This is a genomic window from Massilia phosphatilytica (assembly GCF_977014125.1).
The window spans coordinates 1-9,979 of sequence record NZ_CDRNIL010000070.1 but is presented as its reverse complement, the minus strand read 5'-3'; the positions used below and the strand labels follow the sequence as shown (position 1 = coordinate 9,979).

Here is a 9,979-nt window from a genome sequence, read left to right as displayed (position 1 = left end):
GTGTACCTTGGTTCAGTACTACGTATTGCTAAGGTTAAAACGGAGGAGTTAGTTGGATGATCCAGCACCAGGCAGGTGAGCGGCCGGCCGCCGTCGCGCCAGGCCGCGAACAGGTCCGCCAGCGGCGCCTGCGGATAGCAGAACAGGCTGACCGCCGGCGCCGCCTGCTCGTCCGGCGTGACGCTGAGCCGGCGCGAGGAACCCGGCGCGCGCCGCCGGGTCCGCCTGGAACCGGTCGCGCGCGGCGAGCAGGTGCCGCTCGCGCAGCAGGCCGCCCGTCTGCGGCGAAATCGGGAAAGAAGAAATGCTTGGTCAGCTTGAGGCGCGGATGCGTCGACGGCAGCGTGTGGCAACCTTCGACCCACGCCTCCGCGCTGAGCCCTTCGTAATTGATCCACACGGGACGCGGCTCGCACTGCGCCATCGCCGCGATATAGCCGGGCGGGATGTCGACGCCGAAGAACTCGATCACGATGTCGGCCACGTCGGCCGGCGCGAACGCGTCGTCCTGGCCGCGCCAGTGGACGACGCGCACGCCGTCCACGATCTGCGTGGCGGCATCGGTGGCGACGGACGGCCAGATGCGCCGGAAGCTGGCGAGATCGTCGACCCACAGGGTCACCGCGATGCCATGTTCGCCATGCAGTTGCCGCGCGAGACGCCAGCAGATGCCGATGTCGCCGAAGTTGTCGACCACCTTGCAGAAGATGGCGAGTGTGGTGGAGCGTTGCTCGAGATGCATGGTTGGCGGACCCAAAAGAAAAACCGGAGCACCTGTCCGCGCATGCGCGTTGGTCTGCTCCGGCTTTTGACTCGGCGTCCCCACGGGGATTCGAACCCCGGTACTTCACCGTGAAAGGGTGATGTCCTAGGCCTCTAGACGATGGGGACCTAAAACTGTGTGCTGCTGTGCTGCCGAATTCTTGGCGTCCCCACGGGGATCGCGAACCCCGGTACTCACCGTGAAAGGGTGATGTCCTAGGCCTCTAGACGAATCGGGACCTCGGAACTTCCTGTTGCTATGCCTGTCGCGGCATCATACACCAAAAAAACTGGCGTCCCCACGGGGATTCGAATCCCCGGTACTCACCGTGAAAGGGTGATGTCCTAGGCCTCTAGACGATGGGGACCCGAACTTCGCTACTACCTAAACGTGGTGGAGGTAAGCGGGATCGAACCGCTGACCTCTTGCATGCCATGCAAGCGCTCTCCCAGCTGAGCTATACCCCCAATTTTCCTTCCGGGGTCGGAGCCCGGATTTCCCGGTTGGGCTCTGACCTCGCCTGAATGCGGATGCTGGTGTCCGCACTCAATAAAAAAGCCGCTTCAAGGCGGCTTCCTTGCAATTCAACACCAAATTCTTGGCGTCCCCACGGGATTCGAACCCCGGTACTCACCGTGAAAGGGTGATGTCCACCTTCTGACGATGGGGACCCTGGACTGCAATGGTTGCTATCTTCCTGCTTGGTGGAGGTAAGCGGGATCGAACCGCTGACCTCTTGCATGCCATGCAAGCGCTCTCCCAGCTGAGCTATACCCCCTGCGGAAAAACAGCACTATAACACACTACAACTACTGCTTACGTCGTTTTTCAACGCCGCGATCGCGAGCCTGGCGTCCCCACGGGGATTCGAACCCCGGTACTCACCGTGAAAGGGTGATGTCCTAGGCCTCTAGACGATGGGGACCTGAACGTCGCAATCTACTTCAGAACGTGGTGGAGGTAAGCGGGATCGAACCGCTGACCTCTTGCATGCCATGCAAGCGCTCTCCCAGCTGAGCTATACCCCCGCAGTGCTGAAGTGCGAGCATTATAGCGGACGCACTTGCATTTCGCAAATACCCAGAGGGAATCACAAACCTTTATTCACGCGGGCCAATACGGTGTCGCGGCCGAACAATTCCAGGACGGCGTCGATGGCCGGCGTCTGCAGCTGGCCCGTGACCAGCAGGCGCAGCGGCATGGCCAGTTGCGGCATCGTTGAGGCCGTGCGCCGCCAGCACTTCCTTCATCATGGCGGACAGCGCGGGCTTGGTCCAGCTCGACGTCGCGCAGGCGCTCGGCGAACTGGGCCAGGGCCGGGCGCGCGGCATTCGGCCAGGTGCTGGGCCAGCGGCGCCGCATCCCGGCTTCGGGCGCGCCCTCGAGCGGCATGGCGGCGTCGGCCAGCTCATTGATCGTGTTGGTGCGCTCCTTCATCAGGCCCAGCACGGCGGCGAGCGGCGGCGCGCCGTCGAACACGGCGCCCTCGCGCTCCATCTTCGGACGCGCCAGACCGGCCAGGCGCTCGTTGTCGGCCAGCTTGATGTAGTGGTTGTTCAGCCAGCCCAGCTTTTCCGGATTGAACTGCGCGGCCGACGCGGTCAGGTGCTCCAGGTTGAACCACTCGGTGAACTGCTGCATCGAGAAGATCTCGTCGTCGCCGTGGCTCCAGCCCGAGGCGCGCGAGATCAGTTCAGCATCGCATCCGGCGGATCAGCCCTGCTCCGGATAGTCCATCACGCTGAGCGGCGCCATGGCGCTTGGACAGTTTCTGGCCGTCCGCGCCGAGGATCATCGGCAAGTGGCCGTATTGCGGCAGTTCGGCGCGCCAGGCGCGCAGGATATTAATCTGGCGCGGCGTGTTGTCGACGTGATCGTCCCGCCCGCAGCGCGTGGGTGATCTTCATGTCCGTCGTCGACGGCGACGCAGAAGTTATGCGTCGGCGTGCCGTCCGGACGGGCGATCACGAGGTCGTCCATTTCCTTGTTGGCGATGGTGATCGGGCCCTTGACCACGTCGTGCCACGTGACTTCGCCGTCCAGCGGATTCTTGAAGCGCACGACCGGCTTCGCCGCCTCCCGGCACGGGCGGCAGCGTCTTGCCGGGTTCGGGGCGCCAGGTGCCGTCGTAACGCGGCTTGTCGCCGGCGGCGCGCATGCGCTCGCGCATCGCTTCCACTTCTTCCGGCGAGCAGTAGCACAGGTAAGCGGTGCCGGCGTCCAGCATGCCTTTGACGACCTCGCGGTAACGGTCCATGCGCTGCATCTGGTAGAACGGGCCTTCGTCGTGGGCGAGACCCAGCCACTGCATGCCTTCCAGGATCGCCTGCACGGCTTCCGGCGTCGAACGCTCCAGGTCGGTATCTTCGATGCGCAGGACGAAGGTGCCGCCGAAGTGGCGGGCATAGGCCCACGAATACAGCGCGGTGCGCGCGCCGCCGAGGTGGAGGTAGCCGGTCGGGCTGGGGGCGAAACGGGTACGGACGGTCATGGTCGGATACTGCCTGGATGTTGGTCGAAGCAGCTATTTTACAGCCTGCCCCGCCAACGGGCGAAACGCGCAAGCCCGCGACGACGCCACCCGCGGCGGCCGGATCCGCGCGCAAGAAACCGGTTTTATCCTGGTGGCGCGCCGATGTTTAACAGGGCGCCGGCCGTGACCGGGAATGCGCACGCGTGGCAAAGACGCCGCGCACCAGCGATAATCGCAGCGATGAGCGACCTTCCCGACCTGCGCACCCACTACGACGCCATGTGGGACCGCGCCTGGCCCGCGGTATCGAGCGGCAACGTCGACTGCGACACCCACCTCGCCGGCGGCCTCGACCCGCGCCGCGGCCTGACCCTGGCCGCACGCCCCGGCGCGGCGCTGGCGGCCCGCTTCGGCGCGCTGCAGGAGCGCCTGATCGACGCCGACCCGCGCCAGTACCGCCAGCCCCGCGCCGACCTGCACGTGACGATCCTGTCCCTGTTCACGGTCACCGCGGACTACGCGCCGCACCTGGCGCGGCGCGCGGACTATGCCGCGGCCGTGCGCGCCGCGGTGGCGGGCCTGCCCGCGTTCAACATCGATTTCGACGGCATCACGATCTCGCGCGGCGCCGTGCTGGCGCGGGGTTTTCCGCGCGACGGCACACTGGAACTGCTGCGCGCGCGCCTGCGCGACGCGTTGCGCGCGAGCGGGCTGGACGGCTCGCTGGACCAGCGCTACCGCCTCGTCACCGCGCATTCGACGCTGCTGCGCTTCGTCGCGCCGCCGCGGGACCCGGCGCGCCTGGCCGCGGTGCTGGCCGGGCTGCGGACGATCCCGCTCGGCACGATGCGGGTCGACACGCTGCAGCTGGTCGTGAACGACTGGTATATGTCGAACGCGGCCGTGGAAACCGTCGAGACGTGGACGTTACGCGGCCACGCGCCGTAACGTGACGGGCCGCTCGCCCGCTGCCCGCGCCCGCAACTGGCCGCAGCCGCCGTCGACATCCTGCCCGGCCGAGTCGCGCAGCTTGGTCAGCACGCCGCGCTCGAACAGCCACGCCGCGATCGCCTGCGCCTTGTCCCAGCTGGGACGGCGGAACTCCAGGCCCGGGTTCGTATTGTAGGGAATCATATTCAGCACGGCATATTTGCCGCGCAACAGGGCCACGAGGGCCTCGAGCTCGTCCGGCCCGTCGTTGACGCCGTCCAGCAACGTCCACTGGTACTGGATCGGATAGCCGGTCAGGCGCGCGTAGCGCTCGCCTTCGTCGACGAGTTCGCGCGCCGTGAAGCGCGGCGCGCGGCAGCAGGCGCGCGCGCAGGTCGGCCTTTGTCGTGTGCAGCGACAGCGCCAGCGCCGGCTTCACGCGCCCCGCGGGCAGGCGCTCGAACACGCGCGGATCGCCCACCGTCGAGAACACGAGGTTCTTGTGCGCGATATTGCCCTCGATGCCGAGCAGGTCGATGGCTTCCAGAACATTGACCAGGTTGTGGGCAGGCTCGCCCATGCCCATGAACACGACTTTCTTCACGGGACGCAGGCGCCGCGCCAGCACGACCTGGGCGACGATCTCGCCGCTCGTCACCTGCCGGATCAGGCCGTCACGGCCCGTCATGCAGAACTGGCAGCCGACCGCGCAGCCGACCTGGCTCGACACGCACACGCCGTCGCGCGGCAGCAGCACGGATTCCACGGTCTGGCCATCCGCGAGGCCGACCAGCAGCCGGGCCGAGCCGTCGTCGGCGGGGTGCGTGCTGACGACCCGCGCCAGCGCATCCAGGCGCTTCGGCGTCCAGCTCCGGCAGCGCTTCACGGACGGGCTTCGGGAGAAAATCGCCGGGACGGCGGCGGCCGCGGTCGTGGTCCATCACGCGGACCCAGTCGCGCAGCACGCGGTCCGCGTGCAGGGGTTGGGCGCCCAGCGCACGGAGGCGGCTGCGGATTGCTTCGATACGCATTCTGTTGTTGACGTATGAACGTCGCCCCCGCGGAGGCGGGGGCGACGGGGTGATTCAGTCGTTCTTGACGACGATCGTCGGAAATTTCGCCGTCATATCCTTCGCCTGCTCCGCCACCTTGACGGCCACCTTGCGCGCGATGTCCTTATAGATCGCGGCGACCGGACCATCCGGTTCGGCGACGACGGTCGGCGTGCCGGAATCGGTCTGCTCGCGGATCGACAGCTGCAGCGGCAGCTTGCCGAGGAATTCGACGTGGAAGTCGGCGCACATCTTCTCGCCGCCGCCCGCGCCGAAGATCGCCTCGACGTGGCCGCAGTTCGAGCAGATGTGGGTGCTCATGTTTTCCACGACGCCGAGGATCGGGATGCCGACCTTCTCGAACATCTTGAGGCCCTTGCGCGCGTCCAGCAGGGCGATGTCCTGCGGCGTCGTCACGATCACGGCGCCCGTGACGGGCACTTTCTGCGACAGGGTCAGCTGAATGTCGCCGGTGCCCGGCGGCATGTCGACGACGAGGTAATCGAGGTCCTTCCAGTTGGTCTGTTCCAGGAGCTGCTGCAGGGCCTGGGTGACCATCGGGCCGCGCCACACCATCGGTTCGTCCGGGTCGATCATGAAGCCGATCGACGACACCTGCACGCCGTGGTTTTCCAGCGGTTCCATCGTCTTGCCGTCCAGGCTTTGCGGACGGCCGTTCACGCCCAGCATCATCGGCTGCGACGGGCCGTAGATGTCGGCGTCCAGCAGGCCGACCGCGGCACCCTCGGCGGCCAGCGCCAGCGCCAGGTTGACGGCCGTCGTCGACTTGCCGACGCCGCCCTTGCCGGACGCGACGGCGATGATGTTCTTCACGTTCGGCATCACCTTCAGGCCGCGCTGGACCGCGTGCGACAGCACCTTGGTCGTGACGTTGACGCTGGCGTTCTGCACGCCGGGCAGCTTGCGCAGCGCGTCGACGACGGCCGCGCGGATGCCCGCCGCCTGGCTCTTCGCCGGATAGCCGAGCTCGATGTCGAGGGCGACGCTGCCGCCGTCGATCTGGATGTTCTTGACTGCCTTGGACGAGACGAAATCTTTATTGGTATTGGGATCGACGACAGCGGCCAGGGCCGACTTGACGTCTTCAGGCGTGATGCTCATTGGGTTCTCCGGATGTGATGCGCAAGTTTAGCGCAAAACGGGGGTTCGACTGTTGCCAGGCTGGCAAATGCGCGGATTGTCCGCTGCGCGTCGAGGTGATCCGCTGGTAAAATGCCTTTTTTTACATCCCACGCAACCACCGACCATGACACGCAAGCTGTTCGTCACCACCGCCCTGCCCTACGCCAACGCTGCCTTCCACATCGGCCACATGATGGAGTACATCCAGGCCGACATCTGGGTCCGCTTCCAGCGAATGCAGCGCGACGCCGGCGAACAGCGGATCGTGCACTTCGTCGGCGCCGACGACACGCACGGCACGCCAATCATGATCGCCGCCGAGAAAGAAGGCGTGACGCCGCAGGAGTTCGTGGCGAAGATCGCGGCCGGGCGCGCGCAATACCTGGACGGCTTCCACATCGCCTTCGACAACTGGCATTCGACGGATTCGCCGGAAAACGTCGACCTGTCGCAGAGCATCTACCGCCGCCTGCGCGACAACGGCCTCATCTATACGAAGACCGTCGACCGCTTCTACGACACGGCGAAAGGCATGTTCCTGGCCGACCGCAACATCAAGGGCGAGTGCCCGGTCTGCCACGCGAAGGACCAGTACGGCGACAACTGCGAGGTGTGCGGCGCCGCCTACCAGCCGACCGAGCTGATCAATCCGTACTCCGTGTTCACCGGATCGACGCCGGTCCTGAAGCCGTCCGAACAGTACTTCTTCAAGCTGTCCGACCCGCGCTGCTTCCAATTCCTCAAGGAGTGGCTGAACGCGCCGGGCCGCCTGCAGCCCGAGATGGTCAACAAAGTGTCCGAATGGCTGGGCGAAAACGGCGAGAAGCTGGCCGACTGGGACATCTCGCGCGACGCGCCCTATTTCGGCATCCCGATTCCCGACGCGCCGGGCAAGTTCTTCTACGTGTGGCTGGACGCGCCGGTCGGCTACCTGGCCAGCCTCAAGAATTACTTCGCAAAGAAAGGCCTCGATTACGAAGCCTTCCTGAACGATCCGGCCGCCGAGCAAGTGCACTTCATCGGCAAGGACATCGTCTCGTTCCACCTGCTGTTCTGGCCGGCGATGCTGAATTTCTCGGGCCATCCGATCATCGACAAGCTGAAGGTCAATGTCCACGGCCACCTGACCGTGAACAACGAAAAGATGTCGAAGTCGCGCGGCACCGGCATTTCGCCGCTGCGCTACCTGGATCTGAAAATGAATCCGGAATGGCTGCGCTACTACCTCGCGTTCAAACTGAACGCCCGCGTCGAGGACCTGGACTTCACGGGCGACGACTTCGTCGCGCGCGTGAACAGCGACCTGATCGGCAAGTACGTGAACATCGCCAGCCGCTGCGCCGGCTTCATCGCCAAGCGCTTCGACGGCAAGCTGGCGTCCGCGCTGTCGGATGACGCCAAACAATGGATCGGCCGCGCCCTGAACGGCGAAGTTAATGGCAACTTCGGCGAGCGCCAGGCGTCCATCGCCGCCAACTTTGAATCGCGCGAGTTCGGCAAGGCACTGCGCGAGATCATGGAAGTGGCCGACGTCGCCAACCGCTACGTCGACGAGAACAAGCCGTGGCTCCTGGCCAAGGACGAGACGAAGACGGCCGAGCTGCACGACGTGTGCACCGCCGCGCTGATCCTGTTCCGCCAGCTGACGATCCTGCTGTCGCCGGTGCTGCCGCACGTGGCCGCGCGCGTGCGCGAGTTCCTCGGCGACGACGCCTATTCGTGGGACGACACCCGGGGCGAACGCGTCTATGCCCCGCTGCTGGGCCGTACCATCAACGCCTACAGCCACCTGATGCAGCGCGTGGACGCCAAGATGGTCGAGGACCTGTTCGACAAGCCGGCGCCGGTCGCTGCCGCCGACGCCGCGCCCGCAGCGGACGCCGCAGCAGCAGTGTCGACCGCCGCGGCGACGACCGCCGCAGCCGCCGACATCGAAGACCTGGCGCCGGAAATCTCGATCGACGACTTCACGAAAATCGACCTGCGCGTGGCGAAGATCGTCAATTGTGAGCACGTCGAAGGTTCGAGCAAGCTGCTGCGCCTCACGCTGGACGTGGGCGAAGGCCGCTATCGTAATGTGTTCTCGGGTATCAAGTCGGCTTACCAGCCGGAGCAATTGATCGGCAAGCTGACCGTGCTGGTCGCCAACCTGGCGCCGCGCAAGATGAAGTTCGGCGTGTCGGAAGGCATGGTGCTGTGCGCATCGGCGCAGGACGAAAAGACGAATCCGGGCCTGTACCTCCTCGAGCCGGTGAGCGGCGCCCAGCCGGGCATGCGGATTCGCTGAGCACCCGGTTGCCCGGAGAGGGCGAGGGAAACGGCGACGGGACGCGCAGCGCAATGCCCGGCGGTTTTCATGGATCACCTGCCGTGGACCGGAATGGAAAGGGCCTCGATGCCTTGCCAGGATGCCATCAGTTTCCGCACGCGAGTGGCAGTATAATGCGCTGTTTTTTAATTAGATGAGGCCGGCGCCGTGACGGCAGGACCGTACGCCGGCCCATCAATAAATTCACTTCTAAGTGGTAGCGAAAAATATGACCGCATACAAAGCCCTGAGGCACATCCCGCAAGCGACCCTGTTCCGCCAGGGTGACGTCTTCGTCCTGTTCGGCGAACTGTTCGGCCGCGGCTATGTGAACGGCCTGATCGACGAGGCGCGCGCCGCCGGCATGACGATCCTCGGCATCACCGTCGGCCGCCGCAACGATGACGGCACCCTGCGCGCGCTGACGCCGGAAGAACATGCCGAAGCGGAAGAAAAGCTCGGCGGCCGTATCGTCAACGTGCCGCTGATGGCCGGTTTCGACATGGATGCGCCCCCGGGCGAGCAGAATCCGACCGAGATGCTGTCCGGCGTTACCCTCAAGGGCTGGCAGGAAGACAAGCTCGACTGGACCAAGATCGAAGCCTGCCGCGCCGCCGGCGTGCGCCGCTTCACCCAGTCCGCCCAGGACGTCATGGCCGAGATCGACAAGCTGATCCCCGACGGCGCCAACGTGTTCTTCGCGCACACGATGGCCGGCGGCATCCCCAAGATCAAGGCCTTCCTGGCCATCGCCAACCGCATCTACAAAGGCCGCGGCGACCGCTTCATGTCCTCGCGCGCCCTGCTCGACAGTGACCTGGGCAAGCTGATCCTGATGAACTTCGACGAAGTCACGGCAAACACGCTGAAATACCTGATCGACGCCTCCGCCGCGATCCGCGCCCGTGTGGAATCGAAAGGCGGCCAGGTGCGCTACACGGCGTACGGCTACCATGGCACCGAGGTCCTGATCGGCGACGAGTACGTGTGGCAGACCTACACGAACTACACGCAGGGCTATGCCAAGATGCGCCTGGAGTCGATCGCCGAAGCCGCCTGGGCACAGGGCGTGAGCGCCACCGTGTTCAACTGCCCGGAAATCCGTACCAACTCGTCCGACATCTTCGTCGGCGTGGAACTGTCGCTGTTCCCGCTGCTTCTCGCCCTCAAGAAAGAGCATGGCGGCGCCTGGGCGCAGGAACAATGGGACATCTGCCAGGGCCTGCTGGCCGACGGCGTCTCGCTGCAATCGATCCAGGTGCTGGATCATCCAACTAACTCCTCCGTTTTAACCTTAGCAATACGTAATC

General features: G+C 65.3%; 4 protein-coding genes, 7 tRNA genes and 3 pseudogenes. 3 read left to right on the top strand and 11 right to left on the bottom strand.

Translation table 11 applies throughout. The features are described from left to right. The 9 genes and pseudogenes from earP to gltX all read right to left on the bottom strand — a co-directional run. A pseudogene (gene earP / locus ACWNCF_RS02530) lies at positions 1–742 on the bottom strand (elongation factor P maturation arginine rhamnosyltransferase EarP); the annotation flags it as partial. Positions 743–817: 75 nt separating this feature from the next. Then, positions 818–891, bottom strand: a tRNA-Glu gene (locus ACWNCF_RS02525). Positions 892–924: 33 nt separating this feature from the next. Then, positions 925–1,002, bottom strand: a tRNA-Glu gene (locus ACWNCF_RS02520). Between the two features lie 51 nt (positions 1,003–1,053). Further along, positions 1,054–1,130: transfer RNA gene (locus tag ACWNCF_RS02515), tRNA-Glu, on the bottom strand. Between the two features lie 24 nt (positions 1,131–1,154). Continuing rightward, a tRNA-Ala gene (locus ACWNCF_RS02510) sits at positions 1,155–1,230 on the bottom strand. A 235-nt stretch (positions 1,231–1,465) separates the two neighbouring features. Continuing rightward, positions 1,466–1,541: transfer RNA gene (locus tag ACWNCF_RS02505), tRNA-Ala, on the bottom strand. A 71-nt stretch (positions 1,542–1,612) separates the two neighbouring features. Further along, positions 1,613–1,688, bottom strand: a tRNA-Glu gene (locus tag ACWNCF_RS02500). A 27-nt stretch (positions 1,689–1,715) separates the two neighbouring features. Next, positions 1,716–1,791, bottom strand: a tRNA-Ala gene (locus ACWNCF_RS02495). 62 nt (positions 1,792–1,853) lie between these two features. Next, positions 1,854–3,254 (bottom strand): annotated as a pseudogene (gene gltX / locus ACWNCF_RS02490) (glutamate--tRNA ligase). Positions 3,255–3,398: 144 nt separating this feature from the next. Between gltX and ACWNCF_RS02485 the strand changes: the two are divergent. Next, on the top strand, positions 3,399–4,184 hold the full coding sequence (locus ACWNCF_RS02485) for a 2'-5' RNA ligase family protein (RefSeq protein WP_449405899.1): 786 nt from the start codon (positions 3,399–3,401) through the stop codon (positions 4,182–4,184). Here the strand turns inward: ACWNCF_RS02485 and ACWNCF_RS02480 are convergent. Together ACWNCF_RS02480 and apbC are read right to left on the bottom strand one after the other, a co-directional pair. Further along, positions 4,164–5,197, bottom strand: a pseudogene (locus tag ACWNCF_RS02480) (RNA methyltransferase). The gene ACWNCF_RS02485 and the pseudogene ACWNCF_RS02480 sit on opposite strands and share 21 nt — an antisense overlap. A gap of 54 nt (positions 5,198–5,251) precedes the next feature. Further along, positions 5,252–6,340, bottom strand: coding sequence for an iron-sulfur cluster carrier protein ApbC (apbC, locus tag ACWNCF_RS02475; protein ID WP_449405898.1), 1,089 nt, complete (start codon positions 6,338–6,340; stop codon positions 5,252–5,254). A gap of 145 nt (positions 6,341–6,485) precedes the next feature. Between apbC and metG the strand changes: the two genes are divergently transcribed. After that, positions 6,486–8,648 carry a methionine--tRNA ligase gene (gene metG / locus ACWNCF_RS02470; RefSeq protein WP_449405897.1) on the top strand — a complete coding sequence of 721 codons (2,163 nt, stop codon included), beginning with the start codon at positions 6,486–6,488 and terminating at the stop codon, positions 8,646–8,648. A gap of 250 nt (positions 8,649–8,898) precedes the next feature. Continuing rightward, a partial coding sequence (locus ACWNCF_RS02465) for an enoyl ACP reductase FabMG family protein (RefSeq protein WP_449405896.1) occupies positions 8,899–9,979 on the top strand: 1,081 nt, incomplete at its 3' end.